This window comes from uncultured Methanobrevibacter sp., assembly GCF_902771435.1.
Classification (GTDB): domain Archaea; phylum Methanobacteriota; class Methanobacteria; order Methanobacteriales; family Methanobacteriaceae; genus Methanocatella.
On the sequence record NZ_CACXXB010000031.1, the window covers coordinates 1 to 14,581 of the forward strand.

Genomic DNA, 14,581 nt, shown 5'->3' on the forward strand with positions numbered 1-14,581 from the left:
CCCCATCCACATAAAAAAAAATATAGACACTAACCCACTAAATGTGCAATTCATCCCCGGCTTAAAGAAGCCGGAGAATTCTTGCACAATAAAGTTAAAAACATTTAAAATTAAAAACGGTAAAGGTGCAGTTTTTGGACAAACCAAAGAACGCCCTTTTCCAAAACCCTATATTTTTTCAACAACCATTTTTCCTTTTTCAGTCAGTCTGTACAATCTGCCTTTTCTGGCTTCAGGGTTAATGCATTCAACAAGCCCATGTTCGGAAAGCTGCTTGAGATTGTTTGATACATGATTGGTTCTTATTCCTGCTTGCCTTCCAATTTGAGAAGGTATTTTCGGACCATCTGAGAGAATTTTCATTACTTTACCCCTGTTTTTTGAGATTGTAATAAATCCTACCTCAGCCCACAATTCATCTGAAAATTCCATATTATCACCAGATATACATTAACTAAACATTAGATTTAAATTTTTAGTCAAATATTTTTAACAAAAATTAAATTACATTCAAAAATAAATCAAATAAACGAAATTTGGGCATCAGAAAAAATAATTCCCTCCTAATCATAGGTAATCATGCCTGACAGTTTTGTTTTCCCATGTTATCATCTTATAGCCGTCATCTTCGCATTCGATGTTCTGCATAGGCACCAGAGGTACCTTTCCAAGTCCTCCCGGAGCATTGAAAACATATGTTGGCTTGCACATTCCGCTTGTTCTGCCTTCAAGGTGCTTCATTATCTCAAGGCCTTTGGAAATATCAACCCTGAAATGATTGATGCCCTTTATCTCCTTTGGATGGAACAGGTAATAATTGATTACACGGTACTTGTGCAGTTCCTCATTGGTTTTCTGAATGCAGTACTTGTCATCATTGACATTGCGAAGCAACACCATCTGGTTTCTCACAAGGACTCCATGGTCAACCAGCATATCAATAGCCCTTACCGCTTCAGGAGTGATTTCACAGGCATGGTTGAACTGTGTTGAGAGCTGCACCCTATATTTTCTAAGCAGACATGCCAGTTCCTCATCTATTCTGAACGGAAGAGTTGACAATACCCTTGTACCGATTCTTATTACTTCAACATGGCTTATTTCAGATAGCTTTTCAAATATCCTTTCAAGCTGGTCATTGGGCAAAAGCAATGCGTCTCCGCCTGTAACAAGCACTTCCCTTATTGTTTCATTGTTCCTGATGAATTCTATTGACTCGTCAATGTCCCGGCTTGGAGTATTCTTATCATGCCTGCCTATCAGTCTGCGGCGCTGGCAGTGCCTGCAGTACATCGGGCATGCATTTGTAACATTGATTATTAGCTTATTGGGATACCTTCGGGTTATTCTTCCTGACGGGTTTGACTGCTCCTCATTCATGGGGTCAAGCTGTCCGCCCTCATCCAGTTCCCTGATATCAGGAATGGACTGCAGTTTTACAGGACATTTTGGATTGTCAAAATCAATCAAAGAAAAGTAATATGGAGTTATTGCAAATCTGTATACGTCGCTTACCTTTTTTATGTTGTCATATTCCTCGTCTGTAATGCTGACATATCTTGAAATTTCATCAACAGTGCTGATGCGGTTTTTCATCTGCCATTTCGGATCGTTCCAGTCATCCTCAGTTGCATCAAGCTCCCTTAAAATTTTATTTTTTGTTTTGTCATATAATTTTTTGGAAAATTCACTGAATCCTGTTCTTACCTTTGATTTATGCTCCATATCATCAATAGCTATTTTATCCAGCTCATTTGATCGAATTAATGATTTTTTTCTATTGATGTTTATGATATCATGCCTCTTATTTTAAATATTCTAAAATATATATTATATTATAATTAATTTGTATATAATCCTTTTTGATATTTACTCCAGATTAACGATAACATGAAAAATCCGGCCTATGACGTCAATATGGCCAACAAAATTTATGCGAAAATCAAATATTAAGGCCATACGTCTTATCAAAAGAGAAAAAAAATAAAAAAAATTAAAAATCATTCAGAATCTCTTCAAGTTCATCCTCATCGACAATACCTCTTTCAAGGTCATCGAAATCATAGCCCATTTCATCAAGTGCATCCTCAACATCACTCCGGCTGTAGTCATAGCCATTGACAGTGATGATGTCGGAGCCAATCGACGATTCGCGGAAGCCCGATTGCGAACTTTCAAAAACATAACTGCATTCGCAGCAATATGGTTCGCCTTCATCAACCCATGAGCCGCATCTTGGACAAATTCCCATTCTAATTACCTCACAACACTTCCTGAATGCAGAAACTTTCTCCGTTTATGAATTTTCCGTTAATCTGCACTGTAGATGATTCGACCTTATCGTTTACGAAGTATCCCTTAACAGTAACTGTCTCGCCTTCCATGCCCTGAAGCTTATCTGTGTTTACTATCGCATATGCATTTCCAACCTGGATAACACCTGAACTCTGGTCCACATTCCAGATGCCGCCATAGGGTCCCAGATAGGTTCCGCTGAATTTTACTTTCTCATTTGGAGTTGGAAACTGAACAAAATCCTCATTGACCTCCTTATAAGAATTCAAAGCCAAAAATCCTGTCATTATAGCTAAAATTATTACTACGACTGCCAGAACAATGATTATCTTTTTGTTATCCATTCTTTACCTCCCTAAATCTGCATCTAATCAGTCAATACATAATATTGTGTCAATATATGTAATAACGGTTGCCTAAATATTTGACAGAATTCAGGAAAAATCAACATTAATGACTATAATAGGGAATCATCAATATTAGAAGAATTCCCCGTCATCACTCATTCCGAGAGGGAAATCGCATCTTTTAAGCCACAAATCCTCTGCAAGATCTTCAATGATGTCCTTTTTCAAATCCTCTTCAAAATTTTTGCGTTCCCTTTCGATGAATTCCTCCTCCACTTCTGTTCGGTTTACAAATACCCCTTCAAAGCCTTCCGGAAGCTGCAAAAGCAGTATCTGTGTTTTATCGCCGACAGTGTAAATATCCACAACCTTGAACCTTGAATCCTTTTTGGCCACATGGAGCCCCCAGTCTGTTCCCTGCTCAAAACCGGAAAAGTCAGCCATATATCCTGAGAGAATCAGATACCTGTGGGTTGTTATCATGCCGCCGATTCTGTTGGAAGCATCGACAAATGCCTTTTCCTGTATTATCTGGCCGATTTCATATTTCTCAGCAAGTTTGGAATCGAGATTTACATCACGGACATATCTTGAAGCATTCTCAAATGTGGATTCAATCACCCTGTATTCGGGGGACTGTTTGTCATTGACACCCCTCTGCGGAACTTGATTGTTTTCGTAGGGATTCTTGTGCTGCAGGTACTCTGTGTATTCCCAGTCAATCAGGTCTTCATTTTCACAAAGTCTTCGTATTTCATCTCTGAGTTCCATCAGTGCAAATCCGAAGAGATTGTCCTTGCCGCCCCATTCGTCGTCTGATATATAGACAAGGGCATTATCACCTGTTGCCAGCAGTTTTTCCTTCAAATCCTTATCCTGCATGATCTTGTAATAGCATGCGTTGAGGCATACTGTGTATTTGAATGTTTGCCAGAACTCAAGCTCATCGGATGTGAGTTCAAATCCTTTCCTCAGCTCTTCAAGTGTTACGTTACGGTCGCATTTTGCGAAGCTTGCATATTTTGAAAACAGAATCATGTGTTCTATTGAATTAAACCTGAATGAATCATGTTGAAACTCGCCTTCAGTGTCAATTGTGATGAAATCATTCACTTCAATGCAGTCTTCACCAATCTGTGAGTATTTTGGAAGTCCGTCTTCACTCCACAGATAGGCGAATCCCGGAAACTTGTTGAATTTTGATTTTCTCGGATTGAACAGCCAGTTTCTAGGCTGCGGGAATAGTTTTCCAAATTCCCTGCTGCGTGGTGGTTCATTTAATGCGTAGTCTTCACCGTAGCCCATTCTCCATCCGATTGTCCAAGCAGAAAGTTGTGGATAAACCAGCCATCTTGGAGCTGCATATTTGCCTTCATCTGCATATTTTTTCAATGTATCACTCCCTTAATCTAAATTGTAACGTTCTACAGTTGTTTAAAAAAAATCAAATTTTGACTCAATGTCAATAATCTATAATAATAAATTGTGTTTAATATGTTATAAACTTTTTGTTAATAAATTGTTATAAAGATTTGATGATTGACAATTCTTCACTGACATCCTTTCCAAGTTGCCTCAGGGCAGATATCTTTAAATTCAAAGCAAGGACATAATCCTCATCAGGCTTAAAGTGATTGTCCAGAAACTCATCCAAACTATCCAGGGCGTATTCGAACTGACCCAATTCGGACAGCCTAACGGACTTCAACAGAAGCTGTTTTTTAGTGATATTCAATCTCCTATTAAGATAATCGTTTGTCTCGGGAGAGTAAAAGCCTAACATGTAATATGCAAAATCAGTCGGCCCGACATTCAGGGACTGTCTGAACACATCCATTGCTTCATCAACCCTTTTTAACTCAATTAATGTTTTACCTTTCTTGTTCAATAATTTGGAGAGTATTTTGTTTTTGAATTTTGAGGAATCTGCAAGCGCCCTGTCATAGCATTCAAGGGCCTTATCGTAATCACCCTTTGCACAATACTCGTCACCTGCATAGATGTTTATTTTAATCTTTGGAAAATTGTCCCTTTCGGCTGATGATTCCTTTAAAAGAATCTTATGATATTCGACATCCTTCAAACTCCCGTCGGCTCTAATTGCCTTTTTGTAGTGCCTTAGGGATTTGACATAGTGCCTTTGGCCAAAAAGGGCTTTAGATTTAAAAAATAGCGCTTCGCCATAATATCGATCATAGTATATGACCTCGTCAAAAAGTTCAATGGCTTTGGAAAACTTTTCACTGCCAAGCAACTTAACACCCCTGTCCAGGGTGTTTTTGATTTCTATTTCCTTTGCCAGATGCCTTTTCAAAAAGCATGGATTAAGATTTTCAAACCGGATTCTGTCTGTGAAGCGGTCATCTGCACCCATCCAGGAAGTGCATGCATCATCAATACAGAATCTGAGCTTATCATCCCTGACAAATACGGACAGACCGAAGTCATATGTGATTTTATCGTCACTTTCAGAAGAGATGAACTCCTCTGGAATATTCAGCAAAGTCATTACTATTATATTTGCTCCCATCATATTAAACATTATTCTTCATCGTTTGCATACTGCTTTTGAAGTTCCTTCAATGCCTTTAGAAACTCCTTTTCATCGTCAAAAATGTATATTCCTTCCTTAGCCATATTATCTAAAAAAAATTATTTCCATTCAACCGCAAGAAAAACAAAGGTGTAGGAGTTGAAAAATGAAAAAAAAAACTTGCGGTCAAATGGTTGTCATCATGATCTATTCGTCACTCACCCTTTCAACCTCATATTCCGGAACGTAAGATTCGTTTTCATCCTTTTTCCTTTTAAATGAAGCTGTCGGAATTATTTCCGGTTCCTTAAGTGAGCTTGCCTTTAAAAATTCCGTCTTGAACTTAGGTATTTCAACTGTTTTCCTTTCGCTGTGACGCACGTTATTCTTCCAGTCCCTGAATTCCCATGGGTATTGCCTGTCGCAGACAATGGCTGCCAGCTCATCCATTGAACCGGCTTTGATAACCACCTGAGCTCCCTTTTCGCTAAAGAGGTAAATGTAGTCCTCACCGTGTTTGAACACATTCAGCATGTCTGTTGAATAGTCACCAGGCACGCCGCCGTCTACTTTTGACCCACAGATTCTACAATATGAAAAATTATCCCTTAAACTTTTTCCGCAATTCGGACAGATAACCAAAACTTACACACTCCCTAAATCAATATATTTCCAAATGCAACGCAAACCAACAGATATCCTATCAAACCAATGAATTTCAAATTGTCCTTTAAATTGAAAGTATCACCTCCATATATTCATTGAAAATTCGTCAAACACATACCAGATTCTATTTTGGCCAACAACAATTTCCCTAAGCTCATCAAGACTTTCGGCCTTAATCGTATAGCCGAACTCTTCATAGCACCAGAAGTCATCATCATATCTGACTCTGAATATTCCAGTGCTGTTGTTTTTATAGTTGTCCTGCAGCTCAAGCGTCAGTGATCTTTCATAAATCCTTAAAACGCTTTTAAGCTCCAAATCCTTTACCGGTCCCAAATCAAGGACTCCCCAGTCAATCGCTTCCAATGTTTCAGTTGTGAGAAACTCCAATATCTCTGTTGTGTATCTAACCAAATCTTGTCTCATTTAAACCTCGCAAATTCATTATAGAAATTTTTAACAGCAGCAAATTTCAACGTCTAAAAATGAATTTTACCACCTCCCTCGAGATTTAAATCTGCAAAAACATTAAATTGAATCAAGAAACTCTCCCATCAAAGTGATGATATGTCTGTTCAACGGATTTTCAAGTGACATGAACGTTTCATTGCAGTCTTTGGAACCGAACTCGGCAAAATACGGTGTGTGAGCGCATCCCCCGTCAATTGTTGCTCCAAAGATTAGTTCATCAGGAGTTATTTTGATTCCGTAATCCGCCATTTCAACTACCTGAACCTTATCCAGCTCGTCGGTTTTGAAGGTCATCTGGTCTCCGGCAAGCTCAAGAACGAAAATTGCCTCGCCTGCTGTTTCCTGTCCGGTCATATAACAGATTCTTAAATACACTCCGTTTTCCTGGATTTTGCGGTTGATGAAATCAAAGAATCCGTCATCCATCTCATCAAAAGTGTATTTTTCATCAGCAATTCCCGCATAGGTCGGCATACGGTTATCGGCTGAAAGTTCATCTACAAAGAAATGAAACTCAGGATGGTTGTTAATAGCTTTTTCAACAGTTTTTCTTACATTTAAATTATTTTTTCTCACAATTTCCATATTAATTTCCTCTTTAATGATGATGATTAATTTAACGTTTGGGTGACATAGAGAGAGCATGCTAATTAATAATGGTTGTATAAAGACTGATGATTGAATTTGAGTAGCTATTTGAACTACTTATAAAAATAATGCCGTTTAACCAAATGTTTAAAGCATTCGCTAAACACGACAAACGGTTAACGGATCACTACGCTCCATGCAGTAGTTATTTTTACCTGTGGCATTGTTATCAACTCCTTTTCGTTAAAAGTTCATATAGAGTCAGATTACTTCGATATAATGGTGTGGTTTTTATATCAAATTTCAATATAATATTAAATATATTTCGCATTATATATAAACCTTTTGTTTTTACAACAATATTGCAGTAAGTATGAAAATCAATCTGAATTAAAAAAAAAATATCATAACTCGAATGGAGGTGAGGTCTTAAGTGAATCAATTTGTTCAAGAATTAATTTTGAATCCTTTTGAACACTGGAAAGGTTCTCTTTGAAATGATTTAAATCTAATCTCCAATCATAATCAGCTTCATTTCTAAGCTCTTTTAAATCGCTTAATTTCTCACCAATGAAAGCTTCTGTGTCATCCTGTGAACCAATTAATCTATCACATATTCTTCTATGAATATTATGACCCATAACAAATTCCGATTCGTTCATGGTTTCAACAAGATAATTTCTAACAGTGCAAAATCCCGCATAATAATATCTGCTTATTCCCGAACGGACATTAGCTTCATTAGGAATTTTAACCAAATAATCAGCAGAATCATAATATTTAGAAAAATCAAACATTCTTAACACCTGCCCTAATGGCAAATTCTGATAAAACCCTGTATTGCCTTCTTAAAGGCCTAATATTTTTTCGGATAAATTCTATGTCATCACTTACCCCATTGTGAAATCGCTCAGATGAAACATAGATCCTCAAAACTAAATGACTGCAACTTTCACATTCTGGATCATAAACCATTTCAAGACAATATTCTTCATTTGAAAAAGTATCATTCAGATAAGGTTTGACCTCATTTAATAATACAAATATTCTGGCATTATCTTTTAAAAAGTCCTTTATTTCTTGGGGGGATTCGATATTATAATACTCACCAAGAGCATCAAATTTCTCATCAAAAGTTAAATTTTCATTCACAATATCACCTGTAAAGTTTTTAATTAAATTTACAAATAATAACTAGTCTTTAATTATATAAATAAGTTTTCTTAAAACCTATATTAAAATTTTAAGCTCAAAACAATATTTATTTATGCCTGTAATATTGCATAATTATGAATTTGTTAAAAATACTATAAAAAACAGTCAGTTTCAAATGAGGGCAATTTTACGAACCCGAAGCAATTTTTTAAAAAAAAAGTTTTAAAGAGAGTTTTATAACTCTCCCCTTTCACGTCTTTCATCAAGCAGTTTAAGACCTAAATCGCCTAATTTGTATTTTTGGATTTTACCACTAGTTGTAAGCGGGAATTCATCTACAAAGAATACGTATTTAGGCACCTTATAACGTGCAATTGAACCTATACAGAAATCACGGATATCAGCTTCGGTTACATCATCAAATCCTTCTTCCTTGATGATGAACGCACCGACGATTTCACCGTACTTTTCATCCGGAATTCCGGCAACCTGCACGTCCTGCACACATTCATGGGTAAATAGGAACTCTTCAATTTCACGAGGATAGATGTTTTCTCCACCACGGATGATCATGTCCTTGATACGGCCGACAATTGAGTAGTATCCGTCCTCATCCACAGTAGCCAAATCCCCTGAGTGAAGCCATCCGTCAGGTTCGATTGTTTCTGCGGTCTTTTCAGGCATGTTATAGTATCCTTTCATGACGTTGAAACCTCTACACATTATCTCACCGGTTTCGCCAGGACCCAGTTCCTCACCGGTTTCAGGATCTACAATCTTGACCTCGATGTTCGGGAACTTGCGGCCTACAGTGTTGATTTTTTTCTCGAATGAATCAGCAGCATTGGTTTGTGTAAAACCTGGTGCGGCCTCTGTAAGTCCGTATACACTGGTGATTTCCTTCATGTTCATCTTTTCGATTGCATCCTTCATGGTTTCTACAGGACAGGTTGAGCCTGCCATGATGCCTGTACGAAGTGAGCTCATGTCAAACATCTCAAACATAGGATGGTTCATCATTCCGATAAACATTGTAGGAACGCCGTAGATTGATGTGCATTTTTCCTTTTGAATTGATGAAATCGCAAGAAGAGGATCATATTCCTCCAAAACGACCATGGTTGAGCCGTGAGTGATTACTGCCATTACACCTAAAACAGTACCGAAGCAATGGAAAAGAGGCACTTGAAGCAGAAGCCTGTCTTTTGGAGAGTAGTTCATATTTTCCCCAATATAATAACCGTCGTTTACAATGTTACGGCTTGTAAGCATTACGCCTTTAGGAAAACCTTCTGTTCCGGAGGTATACTGCATATTGATAACGTCATACTGTGTTACTGAATCCTTAATCTTCTGGTATTCCTCATCATCATAGTTCATACCGAGCAGAATGAGTTCGTTGGTGTTATACATTCCGCGGTGCTTTTCCTGACCGACGTGGAATATGAACTTTAAATGAGGGAACTTTTCAGCCACAAGATGTCCTCTTGCACAGCTTTTAAGTTCCGGAACAAGTTCATTTATAATGTCGAAATAGCTTGTATCCCTGAATCCGTCAGTCATTGCCAGTGCCTTCATGTCTGACTGCCTTAAAACATATTCGAGTTCATGTGACTGGTATGCTGTGTTGACTGTCACGATAGTTGCACCGATTTTTGCTGTTGCAAACATGTATGTCAGCCATTCAGGGACATTCTTTGCCCATATTCCAACATGATCTCCCTTTTCAATTCCGATAGCAAGCATTCCTTTTGCAAGATTATCTATTCTTTCATCAAATTCCTTGTATGTAAATCTTAAGTTCCTGTCCGGATATACGATAAATTCATGGTCAGGCTGTTTTTCAACCATTGATTCGAAAAATTTTCCTAGCGGTAGTTCTGTAAATAATTCACTCATAATATTCCTCCATTGTTTTTGTCTGATTCAATTCCTTGGCCCAATATGTCTAAACGCAACAATAACAATCCCAACTCATGAGTAAACAAGTCCATATATCCTGATACATTGTGTTTTAATTCTGATTTAAACATATTAATCAAGCCTCTCTAATATTTTCTAGTATGGAGTGTAGAGTACGGCTAATATTTTAGCCTTTTCATTTCCGCTTGCGTGAAGGTGGTGAGGCACTACTGAATCATAAAATATTGTGTCCCCTTCACCGATAGTGAATGTGTCCTTTCCGTAGATGACTTCTATTTCCCCTTCAAGCACATAGATGAACTCTTCGCCTTCGTGTGATGAGAGTTCCTTTTCGCCCTCTTCAAATTCTATGTCGATTATGAACGGGTCGATGTTCCTGTCTATCTTTCCTGCACCTAAGGAGTGGAATTCTAGATTGGTTGCATTTGTGACATCTTCCCTTCCTGAGAAATAAAGTGAGTTTTCGGTTTTTCCGCCTCTTGTAACTACAGGTCCAAGTTCAGGTGTATCGTCAAGAAAAGTACCTAATCTTACACCTAATGCCCTTGCCATTTTGGTTAAAGGTGTTAATGACGGAATTACTTCCCCTGCTTCCATAGCTTCTAAAACTTCAAGTTTTACACCGCTTCTCTCGGAAAGTTCCTCTATAGTCATGTCCTGTCTAGCTCTAATGTCTTTTATCTTTTTTGCAAAATCTTCGTTTGTCATATATTTTCACTCATTTTTGGATTGTTACTTAAAACTATTTAAGTATTTATAACTATATAAAAAAAGATATATAAAAGTTACCTTAAAAAAGGGATATCTTATACAATTTTTAATTTGAAATACAAAATAAAATGAAAAATTAGTTGATTATTCAAAATTTGCAAGCTCAGATATAAGGATATTTAAAATTGTGTCTGAAAGGTTAAATTGCCCGTAAACAATGAAATTGAGCTTGAATATAAGAAAAAAGATATATAAATCGGATTACAAACTAGATTTGTAGAAGTAATCCCAAACTTTTACAAAATCATGCGAAAAATTAGTTTCTGAATTTTAAAATTGGCGTGTGAGGTTGGAAAATCCAGCCTCATACTTTAAATTTCAAAAAGCGATCCTTAATCCAGTTTGTCAATGCACAAATCCCAAATGTCTCTGGAGTCATCATTCAAAGAGCTGAGGGAATCGGCTTTTCTGAAATAATCACATGCCCTTTCGTATTTTTCCATGTCTGCATAAACCAATGCTTTTCCTTTGAAAGCTTCTGAGGAATCGCCATCGATTCTTAAGACTGAATTATAAATATCAAGAGCGTCATCAAGGTCGCCGTTCAATCTGTTGGCATCACCAATGCCCAGTCTTGCATCCAGATTATCACTATCGAGGGCAAGTACGTTAATGAACTCCTCAATGGCAAGGTCATATTTTTTAAGGTTAATGTAAGCCCTGCCTTTAATGTAATATGCATCTACATTGCGTTCATTAAGATCAATTGCCTTGTCGCACAGTTCGATAGCCCTTTCATTTGAATCATATGAGTCATTGCGTTCAAGTCTTCTGTATGCTTTTCTAATGTAAATTTCATCCCTGTTGAGGAAGGATTTTGTTGTTTTGGAGAATTCCTTTACTCCATCAGGAATTTCCTGTGATGAAACGTAATCGTCCTTGAACTTGTAAATCTCATCCAAAACATCATCAATCTGATTGACTGTATTTTCACCGAACTCTTCCAAATCAAATTCATCGAGGCTTTGTTTGAATTCTGTTGAATCCAAATCCTGTAGGATTCCTGTAGCTTCCTCCTTTAAAAAGTCAATGCTGTCAGAAATGTTTTGCAGAAAGCTGGATTCGAAGAAAACCTTATCTGTACTTCTTTCATTTACATCGATATCTTCCCAATCACTTTTCTTCATACTATCAACTCCAAGTGATTAACAATATTAATTATGGTTGTTAGTATATAAATGTTATCAAATTAGAACGAATTTTTCAATGAAAATCAACTTTTAAAAATTAATGTGATTTTAAAAAATTTGCGAAAATGAAAAAATGTTTGCACAATATCTACATGTACTTTTTAAAACATGAATATTAGAAATATTCCTGCAATATTATAAAAGAAAACTAGAATTAAACTAATAATTATAATATAAACCATCAGAATAAATGGTCGAATTTTAAAAATAAAAAAAGTAGTGAGAGGTGAGTCTCACTATTTGACAGTTAATTTTACTTTTTTGCTTGCAGATTCATATGTTTTGTCACCGTCATAACTAATCACAGCAGTGTATTTGGCCTTTTTGGTGAGATTGGTTATTTTGAAGGTGACCTGTCCTTTGTCGTTGGTTTTGGCAGTGAATGTTTTACCGTTCACTTTGAATGATACCTTTTTAGGGCTTAAATACATTTTACCGTCCAGTCCTTTGATTGTGGATAGGGTTGCAGTGTATTTTTTGGTTTTGGTAGCGGCTTTATATGATTTTGCTGAAGCCTTGATTGTGATTGGCTTTTTGTCCAGGTCAACACATACGCATGCGAATGCATTTGTGTAGTTGTCATCTCCAGCAAAGTTGAATGCCATTGTGTACCTTCCAGCCCTTACCATGTTGAGTTTGTACGGTTTGAAACTGCCGTTTTCATAGGTTGTCCTGTTGTAGATTTTGTTGTTTACGGCAAATTCAATGTATGCATTTGGAATCGGGTTTCCATTTTCATCCAACAGTTCGGTTGCATAGTAGATTCCCTGTTCACCTGCAGGACCGTCTACAGCATAGCCGTTAAGGGTTATTGTACGGTTGGTGATATTGAATTGGCTTGCAACTTTAACGACAGTAGGAACGGCAGGAACATTCAATGTTATTGTAGTGTTTGCACCCAATACTGTTTCGTTACCTGCAAATTGAACATCAATCTTTACACCGTCAGCAGCAGGAATAACAAATGAACCGTCAGCAGCGGTTACAGTTGTGTTTGCAGTGCCGTTGATGAGATATGCAACTGGAGCATTGGCAATAACGTTTCCGTTTGCATCCTTAAGCACGAATGAAATGTTTAAATCATCCTGAACGACAATGTCTGTAAATTCGGATGCAATTGGAGCAGGTTCGGCTGCAACTTCAAATGCATTGGTTTCAATTCCAAATTTGAAATCTTCATCACCAGGATATACTGCAACAACACTGTGTTTTCCGGCAGATAGATTCATAATTGAAAATTCAACAGTTCCATTTTCATCCAAAGGAACATCATCATATATCAAATCGTCAACAACGATAGTGATATTTCCATCCACATTAGTTTTGACTGTTACATTAACACTATCGCCAACTTTAACATCGCTAGGAACCTCGATAGTTATTTCAGGAGTCTGTTTAACAACAGATTCTGTTACAATCATCTGGTTTAGGGCCAGGATTGTGGAACCTGTGGCTATAAATGAAATGGTGTTTGAATCAGCAATATTCTCAGTGATATCCTCACAGTACATGCCTACTGAATTGGAGGAACCGTCCCAGACATCCTTGATAATGTTATCATTGAAAATGATGTTACCTTCGCCTTTTTGGGCGCTGGCGGCAAAGACATATAATTTTGCACAGGTTATATCTTTGGCATTGACATCCATAACATTGTCTGACATTACAAGTCTTTCAGCGGCATTATAGTCATCTGAAAGTAAATCCGCACCGTTTGCCATGTATACAGTAGTTATGACACTGCTGTCAGTGCTATTGTATAAGTATATGAATGAAGTTGGATACAATGCAGTCATTCCTTTTTCCTTACTTATGAACAGTGTATTGTCACCCGCTTGGGCAAGCTCGGAGACATCATAAATGTAGAGACCGTATCCGTAACTTCCATATCGGCCAAGGTTTCCTTGATCTCTGTAAGTTGATTTAGGAGTGATTGCATTTCCGTTGAAGGTCACATTCAATGCAGGACCGGCAGTGCCTGTTTTATCCCAGTTATAAGAAAGGTAAATAAATGCATTAGCTAAAGATTCATTTTCACCCAAATCAATATTCCACACATCGGTTCTGTTTAAAGCAGAGGTTGACATATAAGTACTGTCATCTTTGACATCCACTTCAACGCCACCGGTTACGGCATATTCTTCAACATCTTCGATATAGGTTGCATTGTACTCGAACTTTTTATCCAAATAACCGTTGTACAATAAAGGAACTGTTATGTAATCATAACAAATATAATCATCTTTTAATACTGCAACAGTATAAGTAATGTTTTTATTATCTGCACCGTTTACAGTAGTCTCATCAACAGGTCTGACAGTATCGTCAAACAATTCAACAGTATTGGTACCGTTGGTTAAGGAAACATTCACTTCATCCACAACTTTTAATCCATCATATAAAGCAATTGTGTAATTACCCTCTTTAGTAACTGTTATTGTTGCTTTAATGAGATTGACAGTGCCCGCATAAGCTGTAGGAACTGAGGTGTATTCAGTTTTTATTGAATCAATACTTAAGGCCATTCCTGTGTCAGCAACTATAATTTGAGGCAATGCCAGGATAGTACTGCCTGTAGCAACAAATGAAATGTTATTTGAAGCAGTGAAAACATCGGTAATGTCAGTTGTGAATAAGTCGGT

Annotated in this window: 16 protein-coding genes; all 16 read right to left on the bottom strand. The window is 37.2% G+C overall.

Features of this window, described 5'->3' with window-relative positions:
* Positions 1–168: 168 nt before the first annotated feature.
* On the bottom strand, positions 169–432 hold the full coding sequence (locus QZU83_RS08335; RefSeq protein WP_295611233.1) for a winged helix-turn-helix domain-containing protein: 264 nt from the start codon (positions 430–432) through the stop codon (positions 169–171).
* Between the two features lie 135 nt (positions 433–567).
* Positions 568–1,725, bottom strand: a complete 1,158-nt coding sequence (locus QZU83_RS08340; RefSeq protein ID WP_295611236.1) for a KamA family radical SAM protein — start codon at positions 1,723–1,725, stop codon at positions 568–570.
* Between the two features lie 268 nt (positions 1,726–1,993).
* A complete protein-coding gene (locus QZU83_RS08345; protein ID WP_295611238.1) occupies positions 1,994–2,251 on the bottom strand; it encodes a hypothetical protein in 258 nt (85 codons plus the stop codon).
* 10 nt (positions 2,252–2,261) lie between these two features.
* On the bottom strand, positions 2,262–2,639 hold the full coding sequence (locus QZU83_RS08350) for a hypothetical protein (protein WP_295611241.1): 378 nt from the start codon (positions 2,637–2,639) through the stop codon (positions 2,262–2,264).
* Positions 2,640–2,774: 135 nt separating this feature from the next.
* The gene (locus tag QZU83_RS08355; protein WP_295611243.1) at positions 2,775–4,034 is read right to left on the bottom strand and encodes an NADAR family protein; all 1,260 of its coding nucleotides are present in this window, start codon (positions 4,032–4,034) and stop codon (positions 2,775–2,777) included.
* Between the two features lie 130 nt (positions 4,035–4,164).
* Complete coding sequence (locus QZU83_RS08360; protein WP_295611245.1) at positions 4,165–5,184, bottom strand: tetratricopeptide repeat protein; 1,020 nt, start codon at positions 5,182–5,184, stop codon at positions 4,165–4,167.
* 198 nt (positions 5,185–5,382) lie between these two features.
* Complete coding sequence (locus tag QZU83_RS08365; protein WP_295611248.1) at positions 5,383–5,817, bottom strand: zinc ribbon domain-containing protein; 435 nt, start codon at positions 5,815–5,817, stop codon at positions 5,383–5,385.
* 102 nt (positions 5,818–5,919) lie between these two features.
* Positions 5,920–6,267 (bottom strand): hypothetical protein, encoded by a 348-nt coding sequence (locus QZU83_RS08370; protein ID WP_295611250.1) that lies wholly within the window; start codon positions 6,265–6,267, stop codon positions 5,920–5,922.
* Positions 6,268–6,369: 102 nt separating this feature from the next.
* Positions 6,370–6,897: a hypothetical protein gene (locus tag QZU83_RS08375; RefSeq protein WP_295611252.1), complete on the bottom strand. Its 528-nt coding sequence runs from the start codon at positions 6,895–6,897 to the stop codon at positions 6,370–6,372.
* Between the two features lie 407 nt (positions 6,898–7,304).
* Positions 7,305–7,697, bottom strand: coding sequence for a hypothetical protein (locus QZU83_RS08380; protein ID WP_295611255.1), 393 nt, complete (start codon positions 7,695–7,697; stop codon positions 7,305–7,307).
* Complete coding sequence (locus tag QZU83_RS08385; RefSeq protein WP_295611258.1) at positions 7,690–8,052, bottom strand: hypothetical protein; 363 nt, start codon at positions 8,050–8,052, stop codon at positions 7,690–7,692. The genes QZU83_RS08380 and QZU83_RS08385 overlap by 8 nt, the downstream gene beginning before the upstream one ends.
* Before the next feature lie 237 nt (positions 8,053–8,289).
* Entirely contained in the window at positions 8,290–9,954 is a 1,665-nt protein-coding gene (locus QZU83_RS08390; protein ID WP_295611289.1) for an AMP-binding protein, read from the bottom strand.
* The gene (locus tag QZU83_RS08395) at positions 9,951–10,088 is read right to left on the bottom strand and encodes a hypothetical protein (protein ID WP_295611292.1); all 138 of its coding nucleotides are present in this window, start codon (positions 10,086–10,088) and stop codon (positions 9,951–9,953) included. Before QZU83_RS08395 ends, QZU83_RS08390 begins: the two co-directional genes overlap by 4 nt.
* Positions 10,089–10,113: 25 nt before the next feature.
* Positions 10,114–10,686, bottom strand: a complete 573-nt coding sequence (locus tag QZU83_RS08400) for a helix-turn-helix domain-containing protein (RefSeq protein WP_295611294.1) — start codon at positions 10,684–10,686, stop codon at positions 10,114–10,116.
* A 395-nt stretch (positions 10,687–11,081) separates the two neighbouring features.
* Positions 11,082–11,876, bottom strand: coding sequence for a tetratricopeptide repeat protein (locus QZU83_RS08405; protein ID WP_295611297.1), 795 nt, complete (start codon positions 11,874–11,876; stop codon positions 11,082–11,084).
* A 299-nt stretch (positions 11,877–12,175) separates the two neighbouring features.
* Positions 12,176–14,581, bottom strand: a 2,406-nt coding sequence (locus QZU83_RS08410) for a DUF3344 domain-containing protein (protein ID WP_295611299.1), incomplete at its 5' end; no start/stop codon positions are given.

Excerpts from the sequence above, each read along its gene's own strand:
- QZU83_RS08335 (WP_295611233.1), bottom strand. The coding sequence starts at position 432 with ATGGAATTTTCAGATGAATTGTGGGCTGAGGTAGGATTTATTACAATC.
- QZU83_RS08340 (WP_295611236.1), bottom strand. The coding sequence starts at position 1,725 with ATGGAGCATAAATCAAAGGTAAGAACAGGATTCAGTGAATTTTCCAAA.
- QZU83_RS08345 (WP_295611238.1), bottom strand. The coding sequence starts at position 2,251 with ATGGGAATTTGTCCAAGATGCGGCTCATGGGTTGATGAAGGCGAACCA.
- QZU83_RS08350 (WP_295611241.1), bottom strand. The coding sequence starts at position 2,639 with ATGGATAACAAAAAGATAATCATTGTTCTGGCAGTCGTAGTAATAATT.
- QZU83_RS08360 (WP_295611245.1), bottom strand. The coding sequence starts at position 5,184 with ATGTTTAATATGATGGGAGCAAATATAATAGTAATGACTTTGCTGAAT.
- QZU83_RS08370 (WP_295611250.1), bottom strand. The coding sequence starts at position 6,267 with ATGAGACAAGATTTGGTTAGATACACAACAGAGATATTGGAGTTTCTC.
- QZU83_RS08375 (WP_295611252.1), bottom strand. The coding sequence starts at position 6,897 with ATGGAAATTGTGAGAAAAAATAATTTAAATGTAAGAAAAACTGTTGAA.
- QZU83_RS08380 (WP_295611255.1), bottom strand. The coding sequence starts at position 7,697 with ATGTTTGATTTTTCTAAATATTATGATTCTGCTGATTATTTGGTTAAA.
- QZU83_RS08390 (WP_295611289.1), bottom strand. The coding sequence starts at position 9,954 with ATGAGTGAATTATTTACAGAACTACCGCTAGGAAAATTTTTCGAATCA.
- QZU83_RS08395 (WP_295611292.1), bottom strand. The coding sequence starts at position 10,088 with ATGTTTAAATCAGAATTAAAACACAATGTATCAGGATATATGGACTTG.
- QZU83_RS08400 (WP_295611294.1), bottom strand. The coding sequence starts at position 10,686 with ATGACAAACGAAGATTTTGCAAAAAAGATAAAAGACATTAGAGCTAGA.
- QZU83_RS08405 (WP_295611297.1), bottom strand. The coding sequence starts at position 11,876 with ATGAAGAAAAGTGATTGGGAAGATATCGATGTAAATGAAAGAAGTACA.